This is a genomic window from Alteromonas hispanica (assembly GCF_010500915.1).
Taxonomy (GTDB): domain Bacteria; phylum Pseudomonadota; class Gammaproteobacteria; order Enterobacterales; family Alteromonadaceae; genus Alteromonas; species Alteromonas hispanica.
Window position 1 is genome coordinate 91104 of record NZ_JAAAWP010000006.1, and the last position, 14421, is coordinate 105524.

General features: G+C 44.8%; 13 protein-coding genes. 7 read left to right on the top strand and 6 right to left on the bottom strand.

Translation table 11 applies throughout. The annotated features are described in order from the left end of the window. The first annotated feature begins 215 nt into the window (after nucleotides 1–215). Together uvrA and GTW09_RS17475 are read left to right on the top strand one after the other, a co-directional pair. Entirely contained in the window at nucleotides 216–3041 is a 2826-nt protein-coding gene (gene uvrA, locus GTW09_RS10845) for an excinuclease ABC subunit UvrA (RefSeq protein WP_163111902.1), read from the top strand. Between the two features lie 158 nt (nucleotides 3042–3199). Further along, nucleotides 3200–3367 carry a hypothetical protein gene (locus tag GTW09_RS17475; protein ID WP_198033585.1) on the top strand — a complete coding sequence of 56 codons (168 nt, stop codon included), beginning with the start codon at nucleotides 3200–3202 and terminating at the stop codon, nucleotides 3365–3367. 291 nt (nucleotides 3368–3658) lie between these two features. Here GTW09_RS17475 and GTW09_RS10850 read toward each other — a convergent pair whose 3' ends face one another. Both GTW09_RS10850 and GTW09_RS10855 read right to left on the bottom strand, forming a co-directional pair. Continuing rightward, nucleotides 3659–5158: an Hsp70 family protein gene (locus GTW09_RS10850; protein WP_163111903.1), complete on the bottom strand. Its 1500-nt coding sequence runs from the start codon at nucleotides 5156–5158 to the stop codon at nucleotides 3659–3661. Nucleotides 5159–5663: 505 nt separating this feature from the next. Beyond that, nucleotides 5664–6641, bottom strand: a complete 978-nt coding sequence (locus GTW09_RS10855) for a transposase (RefSeq protein WP_163111904.1) — start codon at nucleotides 6639–6641, stop codon at nucleotides 5664–5666. A 288-nt stretch (nucleotides 6642–6929) separates the two neighbouring features. On the opposite strand from GTW09_RS10855, the gene GTW09_RS10860 reads away from it, so the two are divergent. Next, a complete protein-coding gene (locus GTW09_RS10860; RefSeq protein ID WP_163111905.1) occupies nucleotides 6930–7349 on the top strand; it encodes an acyl-CoA thioesterase in 420 nt (139 codons plus the stop codon). A 21-nt stretch (nucleotides 7350–7370) separates the two neighbouring features. Beyond that, a complete protein-coding gene (locus GTW09_RS10865) occupies nucleotides 7371–8069 on the top strand; it encodes a 2OG-Fe(II) oxygenase (protein WP_163111906.1) in 699 nt (232 codons plus the stop codon). A 39-nt stretch (nucleotides 8070–8108) separates the two neighbouring features. On the opposite strand, the gene GTW09_RS10870 is transcribed toward GTW09_RS10865, so the two are convergent. From GTW09_RS10870 to GTW09_RS10880, 3 genes are all read right to left on the bottom strand, one after another. Continuing rightward, on the bottom strand, nucleotides 8109–8603 hold the full coding sequence (locus GTW09_RS10870) for a DUF3299 domain-containing protein (RefSeq protein ID WP_163111907.1): 495 nt from the start codon (nucleotides 8601–8603) through the stop codon (nucleotides 8109–8111). 71 nt (nucleotides 8604–8674) lie between these two features. Further along, on the bottom strand, nucleotides 8675–9205 hold the full coding sequence (ppa, locus tag GTW09_RS10875; protein ID WP_163111908.1) for an inorganic diphosphatase: 531 nt from the start codon (nucleotides 9203–9205) through the stop codon (nucleotides 8675–8677). A 124-nt stretch (nucleotides 9206–9329) separates the two neighbouring features. Further along, nucleotides 9330–10307 (bottom strand): class 1 fructose-bisphosphatase, encoded by a 978-nt coding sequence (locus GTW09_RS10880; RefSeq protein ID WP_071978297.1) that lies wholly within the window; start codon nucleotides 10305–10307, stop codon nucleotides 9330–9332. Between the two features lie 591 nt (nucleotides 10308–10898). Between GTW09_RS10880 and mpl the strand changes: the two genes are divergently transcribed. The 3 genes from mpl to GTW09_RS10895 are packed head-to-tail and all read left to right on the top strand — an operon-like array spanning nucleotide 10899 to nucleotide 13705. Then, complete coding sequence (gene mpl, locus GTW09_RS10885; protein WP_163111909.1) at nucleotides 10899–12251, top strand: UDP-N-acetylmuramate:L-alanyl-gamma-D-glutamyl-meso-diaminopimelate ligase; 1353 nt, start codon at nucleotides 10899–10901, stop codon at nucleotides 12249–12251. Between the two features lie 12 nt (nucleotides 12252–12263). Beyond that, nucleotides 12264–12896 carry a flavin prenyltransferase UbiX gene (locus GTW09_RS10890; protein ID WP_163111910.1) on the top strand — a complete coding sequence of 211 codons (633 nt, stop codon included), beginning with the start codon at nucleotides 12264–12266 and terminating at the stop codon, nucleotides 12894–12896. A gap of 2 nt (nucleotides 12897–12898) precedes the next feature. Beyond that, nucleotides 12899–13705 (top strand): S1/P1 nuclease, encoded by an 807-nt coding sequence (locus GTW09_RS10895; RefSeq protein WP_163111911.1) that lies wholly within the window; start codon nucleotides 12899–12901, stop codon nucleotides 13703–13705. Nucleotides 13706–13866: 161 nt separating this feature from the next. On the opposite strand, the gene rraA is transcribed toward GTW09_RS10895, so the two are convergent. Further along, the gene (gene rraA, locus GTW09_RS10900; protein WP_071978294.1) at nucleotides 13867–14352 is read right to left on the bottom strand and encodes a ribonuclease E activity regulator RraA; all 486 of its coding nucleotides are present in this window, start codon (nucleotides 14350–14352) and stop codon (nucleotides 13867–13869) included. Nucleotides 14353–14421: the final 69 nt, after the last annotated feature.

Consider the following 14421-nt stretch of genomic DNA (forward strand, 5'->3'; position numbering starts at 1 on the left):
CGCATAACATCACACTCTCGCTTCTGCACGGATACAGCTAAAAAGGACACGCATAACATCATCCTTTCGCTCCTGCACGAATATCGCCACGCATAGCAAGATGAAGGTGATCTCCCCAAGTTTCAAGGAGTATAACTTGAATGCCATATCACTTTAGTTGACACCTATGGCATACTGTTTCCTTTAACTCAGATTCTTTTTCTCATTAGGCTTAAATGGATAAAATCGAAATACGCGGTGCACGCACTCACAACCTGAAGAATATCGATTTGACACTACCACGAGACAAGCTGGTAGTAATAACTGGTCTTTCCGGATCGGGTAAATCGTCTCTTGCATTTGACACCTTGTACGCTGAGGGTCAGCGTCGTTACGTTGAGTCACTCTCTGCTTATGCGCGTCAATTCCTCTCAATGATGGAAAAACCAGATGTTGACCACATTGAAGGCTTATCGCCTGCCATTTCGATTGAGCAAAAATCTACGTCGCACAACCCACGTTCTACGGTGGGCACAATTACCGAGATTTATGACTACCTGCGTTTGATGTTTGCCAGGGTGGGAACCCCTCGTTGTCCTGACCACGACGTTCCACTTGATGCACAAACCGTAAGTCAAATGGTGGATAAGGTGCTGGCTATGCCAGAAGGCAGCAAATTGATGCTTCTTGCACCTATCATTAAAGAACGTAAAGGGGAGCACGTTAAAGCCTTGCAGAATTTGTCTGCCCAAGGATTTATTCGCGCTCGCATTGATGGTGAAGTGTGCGATCTTTCCGATCCTCCACCGCTGGACCTGCACAAAAAGCATACCATTGAAGTGGTAGTAGACAGGTTTAAAGTGCGCGATGATTTGGCACTTCGCCTATCAGAATCTTTTGAAACCGCTCTTTCCCTTGCTGGCGGTAACGCTGTTATTGCTGACATGGATAACAAAGATGCAGAAGAAATTGTATTTTCTGCAAATTTTGCCTGTCCTCATTGCGGTTACAGCTTGAGCGAATTAGAGCCTAGACTATTTTCATTTAACAATCCTGCTGGTGCCTGTCCTACTTGTGATGGCTTAGGCACCCGAAACTTTTTCGATCCTTCACGCATTATCACCAACACCGAGCTTAGCTTGTCTGGTGGTGCAATCCGCGGATGGGACAAACGCAGTTATTATTATTTCCAAATGCTGCAAGCAGTTGCTGATCACTATAAGTTTAGCTTAACAGCCCCTTTCGAAGAGCTAGAAGACGCACATAAAGACATTGTTCTGTATGGCTCAAAGGGTAAATCGTTATCGTTCAAATATATTAACGAGCGCGGCGATATTATGGAGCGTAAGCACCCTTTCGAAGGCATTATTCCGAATATGGAGCGACGCTATCGCGAGACCGAGTCAAACTCTGTGCGCGAAGAGCTTGGCAAATATCTCAGCCAACAGCACTGCAGTAGCTGCAACGGCTCACGCCTTCGCGTTGAAGCGCGTAACGTATTTATTCAACAAACCACGCTGCCCACTATTGCCGATATGTCGATAGCCGAGGCATATACGTTTTTTGAAACTCTCGATTTAGCCGGCCAAAAAGCTCAGATAGCTGAAAAGATCCTAAAAGAAATACTCGATCGGCTGCGCTTTTTAGTTAACGTTGGGCTTAATTATCTGTCACTGTCTCGTAGTGCAGACACACTTTCAGGTGGCGAAGCCCAGCGGATTCGCCTCGCTAGTCAAATTGGTGCAGGACTTGTTGGCGTAATGTATGTGCTTGATGAACCCTCCATAGGGTTGCACCAGCGAGACAACGAGCGACTACTAAAAACCCTGACGCATTTACGGGACCTAGGCAATACAGTGCTCGTTGTTGAACATGACGAAGATGCCATTCGGCAAGCAGACCACGTTATTGATATTGGCCCTGGTGCTGGCGTACACGGCGGTGAAATTATTGCTGAAGGCACCATCGACGACATTCTTAAAAGTGAGCACTCGCTTACAGGGAAGTACCTATCTGGACGTGAAAAGATTGATATTCCAGAAAAGCGAACGCCAGCGAAAGATAACAAGTGGCTAACGCTTAAAGGTGCCACAGGCAACAACTTACAATCTGTTGATTTACGCATACCTACGGGCGTGATGACCTGTGTAACTGGCGTGTCTGGCTCAGGTAAATCGACGCTAATTAACGACACTTTTTATAAGATTGCCCAGCGCGAATTAAACAAGGCTACCACGGCAGAGGCTGCACCTCACGTGTCGATGGAGGGTTTAGAGCTACTCGACAAGGTGGTTGATATTGACCAAAGCCCTATTGGTAGAACTCCACGCTCTAACCCGGCAACCTATGCTGGTATTTTCACGCCAATAAGAGAAATGTTCGCAGGCACCCAAGAAGCCCGCTCTAGGGGTTACAAGCCAGGACGCTTTAGCTTTAACGTGAAAGGCGGTCGTTGCGAGGCGTGTCAGGGTGACGGTGTTATTAAAGTTGAAATGCATTTCCTTCCCGATGTGTACGTGCCTTGCGATGTATGTATGGGCAAACGGTACAACCGCGAAACCTTGGATGTAAAATACAAAGACAAGAATATTCACGAAGTGCTAGAGATGACAGTGGAAGATGCAAGAAAATTCTTCGATGCAGTCCCCTCTATTTCTCGCAAATTGCAGACATTGATGGATGTCGGTCTCTCTTATATCAAGTTAGGACAGGCAGCGACAACTTTGTCAGGTGGTGAGGCTCAGCGTGTAAAATTAGCAAAAGAGTTGTCAAAAAGAGACACTGGTCAAACGCTTTACATACTTGACGAGCCGACAACAGGTTTGCACTTCCACGACATCAAACAACTACTGGCGGTACTGCACGAGCTGCGCGACCACGGGAATACCGTGGTTGTCATAGAACATAACCTCGATGTTATTAAAACGGCTGACTGGATTGTTGACCTTGGCCCTGAAGGCGGATCAGGAGGTGGCCTGATTATTGCTGAAGGAACACCAGAGCATGTTGCTGAACAAGAAGTGTCGCATACAGGTCGTTTCTTAAAGCCCTTGCTCGAGTAAGCCTAATCGTAGAGTTAATGAGCAGGTAGTACACATTCATCACTGCTTTTTAGTGTGTATTAGCCGCTCATTAACGCATTCTGGTCAGAGCTTATTTTAACGCATCATAGGTTACGATGATGATTGTTAATATGCAGTTTATATTACCGGAGCAACAAATGAATCAAACACCACCACTGGCTTTAGTTAAAACCTGGTATGACTTACTTTCTTCATCTGAAGACAACAGTGTAAAACAGCATGCTCAGCAAATGCTGCTTAACGCTTTTGAGTCTCCAGAAGCCATCGCGATATATCTTAAAGAGAACAATATTCTCAAGCATTAATCCTCCACGCTTGCTTCAAATACAGGCTCAAGTACTTTTCTAGCGAGCTTTATACTTGTGCATTAAGAGCGTGCTGTGAAATATACAGCACGCTAAATTGTTGGAGTTAAATACGGGCAGATACTTGGACAGGCACTTTTAGCTACTTTCCCCTATTTTAAGTGATAGAGAAATTACTGAGACAGTCACATTTTATGTCGTGGCTAGAGAGACTATAGAGACAGTCACTTTTAGCTATCTTTTTGATAGCGTATGCAGACTAGCCTGTACAGACAGGCACTTATTTACTAATTAAAACTTAGACGCCTGAATAGCGAGCCCCTCACACACTGAGTTAAATGCATCGTTTTCTAAGCGTGGAAGCCCTGTCAGTAAGTTTTCATACAGCGCATCTACCACGATGGGCGACAAACTCATGCCGCCAGTAATCATTACCACCTCTGGCTTTACGTCGGTGTTGTCTAAACACTCGGTAACCAAGGTCTTAACCTTATCAAGCCAAGGTTTTAACGCTTTTTGTAGAGCCTCTTGGCTTATATCCACACCAAACTCATCTTCTATGTAGTGCAGAGGAAGAGTTATTCGAGATTTACTCGACAGCAGTTCTTTAGCCATACGCGCAGAATTTACTACCCGAGCCGACAGCTTGTTTTCCTGTACAGTAAGCAAGCGCTCTAATTGTGCAGGCTCTTTTATGACGGACATAGTTTGAGATATATCCAATCCATAATCATCAGAAAAGAAGCGCATTAAGGCAGGAATGTTATCTACCGCGCACATATCAGAAAAGTAGGTTGGCGGTACGGGCAGGCCGTTCATCATTTTCAGCCCCATACCCATTTCAGGGGCAATCGTTTTAAGCACCAGGCTTTTATCGCAATCCATGCCTCCCAAGCGTCGTCCTGTTACCGACAACACATCTTGCTTTCTATCTAACTGATTAGTGCGCTCTGGCGAGAGATTTATGCAGCAAATATCGGTAGTGCCGCCACCGATATCAACAATAAGAGTTGTGATATCACGCGGCAACGTTTGTTCAATCTTATAGGCCGCAGCAATAGGCTCGTCCAAGAAGTTTACCGTTGAAAAGCCAGCTTTTTTCGCGGCTTCCGTCATAATTTCTATGGCTTGAATGTTCCCTTCTTCACCGCGCGTGCCGTGAAATTTAACCGGGCGACCAATAACCGCCGCATCAATATTCGCATTTAGCTGCTCTTGAGCACATTGCTTAAAGTAGCTTAGCTGTTTTGCGATAATTCCAACAAACGCTTTCTTTTGATCGCTATCTAGCGACGCACCCAAGAAGTTTTTGGGTGAGTAAATTAAGCGCCCTTTTTCAGGCATTTTCAAAAATCGGCGAAAACCAGCTTCACCAAAAGCAAACTTGCCGTGCTCTACCAGTCTTAGCAGAGGAATTTCATCCAGGGACATGGCATGCATTAGCTGTGCAATAGCTTTACGTTGCAGAGCAGGCTTATTGTGAAGGTCGCCACGCAGAGAATTAATGCGCTGATTATACGTAGCCTGTTCTTTGGGATCTTTCGCCGAATAATAGCCGTCTTTGGCTTTATCTATTTGCTCGTTTATAACGCGCTGCAACTGAGCTACTTTCGCTTCAACCATGGCATCGGGCGGCGGTGGCAGCTCGTCTTCAAAGTAAATAAATACCGACGAACGAATTTTATTGCCCTTCTTATCTAGAGGGTCAAGTTTGATGTGCTGATGGGTGGCACCATCAAAATACACCACTTCAGAATTTGATGTGCCGTAATCAATCCCAATTGCAGTCATAGTTATTACGTAAAAGAAATTTGGCGTGAATTGTAAGGAAAAGCCAGTGCCCTTTCTAGCTTTGTTTACAGGTTAATCACGTTGCCGTTAAACGAGGATCAGTTACCGCCCCCTGTTAGACTATTGTATTCTTCTTCAGACACTATAGTGACTGTCACGCTATCAAATAACATAAAAAAATAAGCGATTTAAAATCGTAAAGCGCATTTTTCAAATTGCAGATACTTTTGAGACAGACATGCTAAAAACAATCAAACCTCGCAGCTACCTCTGAATTCCAAATACGCCACTAATAAGACAGTCATATTAAAGACACAGGCGTAACAATTGATAAAGCAGCTAACCTCCTCAAAAAGTGTAAAAAAGCCATAATTACTTAGCTAAATATGCAATCGATTTGATTATATTAAACTTGCCGAAATATGTAGCGAGAGATGAAGCACTTACAGTGGAAAGTCAGCAGCGGTGCTAATTAAATTTATAAAATTTTTCAATTAATAAGGAGTTAGCCAAAGAGGTGCATAGCGTTTTGTCGGCCGTGCACTCGCTGTTGATGTTGATTGTGGGCGTACTGCTCGAGGTGAACCACTTTTCCCGCAGCGTGCTTGAAACAGTGTTCAAACTGGGTAGTTAACGTCAGCCATTTTTCATTCTCGATACCAAGACGCGCTTGAATGTGTGGCGTATTGCTCTCTACTTTGCCGTGTTTAGCTGGATGAATATATCGACATGTTGTATCCACAAGCTGAAGGTAATCGCTAAGAGTGAAAGGTAAGCAACTTTGCATATCTCGCTGTGGTTTACCAGCAAAAGGCATAAGTCGTTTCGGTGTTTTACCCACCCTCGCAGCACGAATTCGGTATTGAATACTGGTATGGTTTGAGGCTTCAGGCGTTTTCGCCACATTAGCGCGTACCGGGTTTAAATCGACGTAGGCCATACAGGCAGCTAGTGCAGACTCATCCAGTAGCGCCTGGGATTTAAATCTTCCCTCCCAAAAATGTCCTGTACATTCATCCTCTTTATTGGCCGCGCGAGCTATGTACTCATTGAGTGCGCGCATAAACCAACTGATATCATAAAGGCGCGCTCGCCACACGCCCGCGGTACGCTCTACAGTGTCTCGCTGCGCCTCACTCAGCGCTTTTCGTGTCATGGGCGAGGCGTATTGCTGCGTTAACAAGGTTCCTCTGTACAGCGAATGCCAGCGCTCAATAACCTCTTCTGTCGAGAGCGCTATCGCTTTCTCTTTATTCACATGCAGAACGATATGGGTATGGTTACTCATTACCGCGTAAGCACAAACTTCTATCGCAAATACATCACTTAATACATGAATGCGGTCTTCAACCCACTTGCGGCGGTGTTCGAAGCTTTTTCCGTGCTCTGTTCCACATAAGAATGCGCGGCGAACACAGCGAGATACACAATGATAATACGGTGTATCTGATAAGCTAATTTGAGACTTTCGGGCTTTAGGCATCGAGCTATTCTGACGTTTAATTGTGCTGCTACCAGTTTGGAGTGCTACACCACCTAAAGAAAGTGTATTGAGGTACAGTTTTTTTGGTGGCTTAGGCTAATAGCGGCTTAGTCGTAACTGTCTTGATAGCGGTCTAGCCATGCCTGTCTCGGTAGTAGCGGTGTTGATAGAAATGATCGGGCATTGCAAACATGCCTGTCTCATTAGAAGAAGTACAAAAGCGGTGTAAAATTTTTCGCGGCAATGCTAGATTGCTATAAAAATAAATAACAAAGCCTTACCTATTTTATGACAACTGAAACTCCGTTAGTCACGTCGTTCGACGTGCGTTTCTGCGAGACCGACGCGCTGCAGCATGTAAGTAATACCGCTTTGGTAGCATGGTTCGAAGCGGCCCGAGAGCCTATCTTTCGTATGTTTACCCCCGAACTCGATTTACAGAACTGGCCTCTTATCCTAGCTAGTTACAAAGTTGAGTTTTTAGCTCAAATCTTCTACGGCAAACCCGTAACCGTAAAAACCTACATTAGCCGTCTAGGCAACAGTGCATTCGACGTGTTTCAAGAGCTATGGCAAGACGACAAGCTATGTTCCACGGGCGTTACCACCATGGTGAATTTTGACTATAAAACCCAGCGTTCGGCGCCTATTCCAGATGATGTTAAAGCAATGCTTCAATCTCATTATAAAGATATTTCTGGAAAGTAGAGACAGCCGTAGGGAAGTACAATGAGCGATTTAATAGAAGTAATCGATGACGTTTTATCGCCTGAGTTATGTACTCAGCTAATAGAGCGATTCGAAAGCAGCCCTAATTTAAGCCAAGGCCGCACTGGCGGCGGTGTTGATTTAGATAAAAAGCGTAGTACCGATGTTTCGATAAGCCGTAACAACGAATTTCAAGATTTGTTTCAGCAGGTAATGCAGCACACCGGTAAACAACTAGTGGCCTATATTGAAAAGTACTATTTTGCGTTAGTAGGGCCAATAGGGCTTACCGTAAAACACCCGAAAACAGGTGAGCCGGTTAAACTTACCGGTGAGAACTTTGAGGAAGTGGGCAAACCCAACTTAGCTAATTTAGTGAATTACTTGTTTCGCGTGGGCGATGTCAATGCACAGCGTTACACCGCAGGGAATGGCGGTTACCCTTACTGGCATTCAGAAGTCTATCCTCAACTACAGCACAACGATGCGCTGCACCGAGTTATGCTGTTTATGTTTTATCTTAATGATGTGGATGAGGGCGGAGAAACCGATTTTTATTATCAAAACCGTTCAGTAAAGCCAAAAGCAGGAAGAATGGTAATTGCTCCTGCGTACTTTACCCATACACACCGCGGGCAAATACCAAAGAGTAACGATAAATATATTCTAACGTCATGGCTTTTGTTTAATCGAGCTGAGCACATTTATACCCAGGGTTAGTGCGATTGACTCGTTATTTAATCGCAGAATATCGAAGGGCTAAAACCCTTCGATAGCTTCACCTTTTAGGCGATAACCCACTGAAGCGATATCGCCTTTCCAGCCATCAGTAGATAACTCCCCTGTTACCCATATAGCATCATAAATATTATCGATAGGAATGCCATTTTCAAATTTAACGTACACTATTTGATTGGACGCTGGCGGTGGAACATGTATGCAAGCGCCAAAATAAGGCACCAATAAAAACTCAGTTGTTAGCTCTGCGGTGCCTTCAAGCGGAACAACAAAGCCCGGGATCTTAACGCGCTTGCCGTCATAGCTCTCTACTACTGGCGCATCAGGCTGAAGCTGACTCATTTCACCGTTATGCTGAACAGCAGGGGGCGCTAACTCGTTAAAACCCGGCGGCACTAAGTCTTCCCAATACACTTCCACGGGTTCACTTTCTGCCTGCACTGAAAAAGCAGACAATAGAACACTGGCTGTTAATATACATAGCGCAAGAAATGACTTAATTTTTGAAGTAACCATTGTTCTCCCCTGAAAATAAAACGGGCTGGTAATCACCAGCCCGTTTTAGCACTAATTTCACAATCAGTGAATTATTCTGCTTCGAAACGCTCAACGCTTGAGACAATTTCAGCTTTTGCGGCTGCTGCGTCGTCCCACCCGTCAATTTTAACCCATTTTCCTGGCTCTAAATCTTTGTAGTGCTCGAAGAAGTGTTCAATTTGCTTAAGTAGCAACGGTGGAACGTCTGCCAACTCTTTCACATCACGGTAAATTGTAGAAAGCTTGTCGATTGGAACAGCAAGCACTTTCGCATCTTTACCCGACTCATCGGTCATGTTAAGCACGCCAACAGGACGGCACTTAATTACTGAACCCGCTAGAAGAGGGAACGGCGTCATTACCAAAACATCAACAGGGTCGCCATCTTCAGACAAAGTGTTGTTAACATAACCATAATTGGTTGGATAATGCATACAAGTAGCCATAAAGCGATCTACGTATAAAGCACCAGTGTCTTTATCTACTTCGTATTTTACCGGGTCAGCATGGGCTGGGATCTCGATAATTACATTTACTTCTTCAGGCAGATTTTTGCCAGCAGGAACTGCGCTCAAGCTCATTCTATTGTCCTTACAGTAATAGATTAAAAATTTTGCCCGTAAGTATACGGCGACAGCAGCAAAATAAAAATGGTTTAAGACTGATGTCTCAACAAACTAAGCTATTTTGCCGCTTTTTTGTCAACTATTTCGCTTTTTCAGCGTAACTCACACACATTTCCACTTCTTCACTCGACCCAATAATGCATGGAACGCGCTGATGTATTTCTTCTGGCATAACTTCTAGTATGCGGCCGTTACCTGTTTCGGCTTTACCACCTGCCTGCTCCATAAGAAAAGCCATGGGGTTCGCTTCATAAAGCAAACGCAACTTGCCAGGTTTAGACGGGTCGCGGTTATCGAAAGGGTACATAAATATCCCGCCTCGACACAGTAGTCTATGAATATCGCCAACCATGGCAGCTACCCAACGCATGTTGTAATTTTTGCCACGAGGACCGTCTTTACCCGCTAGTAGGTCGGCAATATAAGCTTGCATTGAAGGTTCCCAATGACGTTGATTAGACGCATTGATTGAGAATTCAGAGGTTTGCGCTGGCACTTCAATGTTTGGATGGGTTAATAGAAAACCACCGTGGGTTTTATCTAGCGTGTATATATGCGTTCCGCGGCCAGTAGTAAGCGCAAGCATGGTAGATGGCCCGTAAAGTACGTAGCCTGCGGCCACCATTTGCGTGCCGGGCTGAAGAAAAGCAGATGGGTCGTTGGGCTCCATCCACTGGGGCGCGTGAGTAATGGAAAAAATTGTGCCGATTAAACTGTTAATTTCAGTATTCGATGAGCCATCTAGAGGGTCGAAGCTAACAAGGTATTTCCCTTCTGGGTTACAGGGTACTACATCGTCTTCTTCTTCAGAGGATATTGCTTTAACGTAGCCAGACTCTCTTAATGTATCTTTTAAAATATGGTTAGAGATAACGTCGAGCTTCTTTTGAGTTTCACCCTGCACATTTTCTGAAAGCGTAGAACCAAGAACGCCAGCTAGCGCTCCTTGACTCACACGGAATGAAATTTCTTTACAACCTGCCAACAGGGTTCGAATGAGCAGGATTAGCTCAAGCGGTGCACCGTCTTGTTGCAACTGAGAGTTTAAGCGTTTCATTTATTATAGGCCTTTATTTGAGTGTAGGGTTTATCGTCACAAGACGCACAGTTTTATCACTGGCTTACTGCTTGTTACTATTTATTACTTATTTTTGTCGTCTTCCATCATGGATAACGTGAGGCTGAGTCATTATCACCCGTTGTAGAAGCAACCTTATAAAGCCAATATGCGGCCTTATAGAAGGGAACTTGCAAGTTCAATGTGGAGAATGTGACATCGTTTTAATTGTAACCATGTTCACACAGAAATAGAACACGGTTGCCTTTCAACTTACAAAAACATTCACACACCATACCAAATTTCTTATCGAGACAGTCACCATACCAGTTTCTCTTTATCATGACTGTCATCATAACTTTCTTCTTAAAAATTTTGTGACTGTCTCTGTAACTTGTTGTGACTGTCTCCGTAACTTCCTAATTATGCCTGTCTCGAAAAGCTTTTTAACATGCCTGTCTCAAAAACTTTGCCCAAAAACTTTGCTTGGTACAACGCGCCTGTTTCCTTTACTAAAGAAATTGAGTTATCCATCTTTATGGCGGTTCTGATAAAGTACGTCGTAATAGATAATAATGACGAGAACGCGCTATGCACGTACATATATTAGGTATCTGCGGCAGCTTTATGGGCGGTATTGCCGCTATTGCAAAGTCACTGGGCCACAAGGTGACAGGCTCAGATACCAATGTTTATCCACCTATGAGTACGCAACTAGAAGCTCTAGGAATAGAATTAACCCAAGGGTTTGATGAAAGTCAGTTTGCGCCAATCCCTGACATTGTGATTATTGGTAATGCGCTCTCCCGCGGTAACCCAGCGGTAGAGTATGTATTAAACCGTAACTTACCCTACACCAGCGGCCCCCAGTGGCTGCTTGATAATTTATTAAAAGACAGATGGGTTATCGGTCTATCTGGCACCCACGGCAAAACTACTACCAGCAGCATGGTTGCTTGGATTTTAGAATATGCTGGGCTGAAACCTGGATACCTTATTGGTGGCGTACCGGAAAACTTCGGCGTGTCTGCGCGTATTGGCGAGGGGCCCTTCTTTGTTATCGAAGCTGATGAGTACGACAGTGCCTTTTTTGATAAGCGCTCTAAATTTGTGCATTACCGCCCAAAAACTCTGGTTATCAACAACCTTGAGTTTGACCATGCAGATATTTTTCCTAACCTGGCTGCCATACAAACACAGTTCCATCACTTGGTGAGAATGGTGCCGGAAAATGGCTTAATACTGAGTCCTTCAAACATCCCCGCTATTGAAGACACCTTACAGCAAGGCTGTTGGACACCTCGTCAGTGTCTGGGTAAACAGTGGGATAGCGAACTCGTTAACAAAGATGGAAGCGTGTTTGATGTTATTCATAACGGTGTTGTAGCAGGCCGAGTTTCGTGGTCGCTTCTGGGCAAACACAATGTCGACAATGCCCTAATGGCTATTGCTGCCGCGCATCATGCAGGCGTAGCTCTAAATGATGCTATTGAAGCGCTTGCTCACTTTAAAAATGTGAAGCGCCGTATGGAAGTAAAAGGTGTGGTTAATGATATTACGGTTTACGACGATTTTGCGCATCACCCCACAGCGATAGCCACAACCCTTGAGGGGCTTCGCAATAAAGTAGGTAATCAACGCATTTTGGCCGTATTAGAGCCTCGCTCTAATACTATGAAAATGGGCATTCATAAAGATACGTTGGCAAACTCATGGCAGCAAGCCGACCATGTTTTTCTATACGAACCCAAAGCAATGGGCTGGTCGCTAACCGATGCTGCCACACAAAGTGAAGTTCCCTCACAGTGTTTTAATGAGGTAGAACAGATCGTTCAATCTCTTATCACCGTAGCACAGCCAGGCGATCATATTCTGGTGATGAGTAATGGTGGCTTTGAAGGTATTCATGAGCGTCTACTTCATGCGCTTAATAAAAAATCATAACAGGGCAAAAACATGAAACATGACAAGCAAGTCACACTTGCTATTACCGGCGCTTCGGGTGCCCCATATGCATTAACACTTTTACAGTCTTTGGTAAAAGCTGATTATCAGGTTTATGTGCTGATTTCATCGGCGGCCAAAGTAGTGTTTGCCACCGAAGAAAATGTCAAAATCCCCTCACGCCCGGAAGATGCTGCAGCTTTTTTTACTGAGCACTGTGGCGGTAAACCAGACCAAATTAAAGTATTTGGCAAAGAAGAGTGGTTTTCGCCTGTTGCGTCAGGCTCTGCTGCTCCAGCTAAAATGGTGGTATGCCCCTGTTCCACGGGTACGCTTTCAGCCATATCCGTAGGCGCTAGTGACAATCTTATAGAACGGGCCGCTGATGTAGTGTTAAAAGAACGTGGACAACTTATTCTAGTTCCTCGGGAAATGCCGCTATCCTCTATTCATCTAGAAAATATGTTAAAACTGTCACAAATGGGTGCCACAATAATGCCAGCAGCGCCGGGTTTCTATCACAACCCGAAAACCATTGATGACTTGGTGGATTTTGTTGTGGCGCGCATATTAGATCATTTAGGTATAGAACAATCATTGGTGGCTCGCTGGGGCTACCAATCATCAAAACATTCAGAGGAATAACTATGTTTGCATTAGCAAATAGGACTTGCGCAGTGGCATTAAGTGCACTGTTAACAATGTGTGTGGCCACGCCGGCATTTGGGTGGGGACAAACTGGCCACCGTGTAACGGGTGCTATTGCAGAGCAATATTTAAGCCCCCTTTCTCAAGCTGCACTTATGGAGTTACTGCCTAATGGCTCGTTAGCCGAAGCGTCTACCCACGCCGATGAAATGCGCTCTAACCCCAGTGAGTTTTGGCAGAAAACCGCTAACCCTTGGCACTATGTCACGGTGCCTGAAGGAAAAACCTATGTGGAAGTCGGTGCACCATCTCAGGGAGACGCATTTAGCGCGTTAGCCGAGTTTACAAAAACCTTGAAAAGCGACACTGCCAGCAACGATGAAAAGCGTTTAGCGCTGAGATTCATCGTTCATATAATTGGTGATTTACATCAGCCGCTTCATGCTGGTAATGGTACAGATCGCGGTGGAAACGATGTGAAAGTTCGCTTCTTCTGGCAAGACTCTAATTTGCATAGAGTGTGGGATTCGCAAATGTTAGATCAGCGCGCCCTGTCTTATACCGAGTGGACCGCGTGGCTAACTGAAAAAATTACCGCTGAGGATATTCGCAATTGGGCATCAACCGACCCCTATGTATGGATAGAAGAAAGCGCAAGCATTCGCGACACCATATACCCTGAAGACGCTAACAAAATGAGCTACGACTACCTCTATAATCATTTGCCAACAGCAAAACGCCGCTTACAAATGGCTGGAATACGTATGGCCATGTATCTTAATGAAGTGTTTGAGAGCAGCAAATAAATCGCACAAAAAAGACCCTATTTAGCACGCTTAAATAGGGTCTTTTTCTCTGTAGTCGTAATAGTCGCGGCGCTCTGCACTCATCGATTGTCTAATCAAACTAAATGAAACGAACTAAATGAATCGAGGCCACCGAACCAATAGCGCTTGTGCGTGTTGACCTAGTCCAAATCTAGCGGTTCTGGCGACAGAATAACCCCTGTGCTATCTGCATAGAGATGATCTTCTGGCAAAAAAGTAACACCGCCAAAATTAACCGGAATATCTACATCACCAATGCTTTCTGAGTCTGCGTTTACCGGAATAGCAGCCACCGCTAATACACCTATATCCAGCTCGGCTAGGCTATCAATCTCTCGTACACTGCCGTAACACACCACACCTTCCCAATCGTTATCGATAGCAATTTGTGCAGAAGTTGCATCAAACAGAGCCCTGCGCGTAGAGCCACCGCCATCGATGAGCAGTACTTTTCCACCACCAGGTTGAGCAAGCACGCGGTCGACTAAGCCTCTATCTTCAAAACACTTAATCGTTGTAATTTCACCGCCAAAGGAATATCGCCCACCAAAGCTCGCAAAAATAGGATCTACCACATCCACGCTGTCTGCAAACAAGTCGCATAATTCTGAAGTGTTGTATTCCATGGCCCTGCCTTAGGTTAGTTTGTTTAATTGAGTATTCGGATGAATATTCATATGGTGCTCTATCTCTCT

Excerpts from the sequence above, each read along its gene's own strand:
- uvrA (WP_163111902.1), top strand. The coding sequence starts at position 216 with ATGGATAAAATCGAAATACGCGGTGCACGCACTCACAACCTGAAGAAT.
- GTW09_RS17475 (WP_198033585.1), top strand. The coding sequence starts at position 3,200 with ATGAATCAAACACCACCACTGGCTTTAGTTAAAACCTGGTATGACTTA.
- GTW09_RS10850 (WP_163111903.1), bottom strand. The coding sequence starts at position 5,158 with ATGACTGCAATTGGGATTGATTACGGCACATCAAATTCTGAAGTGGTG.
- GTW09_RS10855 (WP_163111904.1), bottom strand. The coding sequence starts at position 6,641 with ATGCCTAAAGCCCGAAAGTCTCAAATTAGCTTATCAGATACACCGTAT.
- GTW09_RS10860 (WP_163111905.1), top strand. The coding sequence starts at position 6,930 with ATGACAACTGAAACTCCGTTAGTCACGTCGTTCGACGTGCGTTTCTGC.
- GTW09_RS10865 (WP_163111906.1), top strand. The coding sequence starts at position 7,371 with ATGAGCGATTTAATAGAAGTAATCGATGACGTTTTATCGCCTGAGTTA.
- GTW09_RS10870 (WP_163111907.1), bottom strand. The coding sequence starts at position 8,603 with ATGGTTACTTCAAAAATTAAGTCATTTCTTGCGCTATGTATATTAACA.
- ppa (WP_163111908.1), bottom strand. The coding sequence starts at position 9,205 with ATGAGCTTGAGCGCAGTTCCTGCTGGCAAAAATCTGCCTGAAGAAGTA.
- GTW09_RS10880 (WP_071978297.1), bottom strand. The coding sequence starts at position 10,307 with ATGAAACGCTTAAACTCTCAGTTGCAACAAGACGGTGCACCGCTTGAG.
- mpl (WP_163111909.1), top strand. The coding sequence starts at position 10,899 with ATGCACGTACATATATTAGGTATCTGCGGCAGCTTTATGGGCGGTATT.
- GTW09_RS10890 (WP_163111910.1), top strand. The coding sequence starts at position 12,264 with ATGAAACATGACAAGCAAGTCACACTTGCTATTACCGGCGCTTCGGGT.
- GTW09_RS10895 (WP_163111911.1), top strand. The coding sequence starts at position 12,899 with ATGTTTGCATTAGCAAATAGGACTTGCGCAGTGGCATTAAGTGCACTG.
- rraA (WP_071978294.1), bottom strand. The coding sequence starts at position 14,352 with ATGGAATACAACACTTCAGAATTATGCGACTTGTTTGCAGACAGCGTG.